We start from the raw sequence: 289 nt of genomic DNA on the forward strand, positions 1-289 counted from the left end.
CGATTGGCTGCTCGGAGACAGAGGCTATGACGCCGATTGGTTTAGAGAAGCATTGAAAGACAAAGGGATACGTCCCTGCATCCCCGGTCGAAAGCAACGCAAGACGACCGTGAATTATGACAAGCGCCGCTACAAACGTCGCAACCGGATCGAAATCATGTTCGGCAGATGTAGAATAGCGCCCTGCCCTTTCACCTTCTTGAAATATTCTCGGGGGAGCGCGCGATGCGCGCCGGGGGCAGACAGCCCCCGCAGCCGCCGAGGGCGGCTTTTGCCACTCTGGGGATTC

General features: G+C 57.8%; 1 pseudogene. It reads left to right on the forward strand.

Annotated features, from left to right (window positions below):
- Positions 1-169 (forward strand): annotated as a pseudogene (locus tag Q1A75_RS24160) (transposase); the annotation flags it as partial.
- Positions 170-289: the final 120 nt, after the last annotated feature.

The sequence above is a fragment of the uncultured Tateyamaria sp. genome, from assembly GCF_947504105.1.
Taxonomy (GTDB): Bacteria; Pseudomonadota; Alphaproteobacteria; order Rhodobacterales; family Rhodobacteraceae; genus Tateyamaria.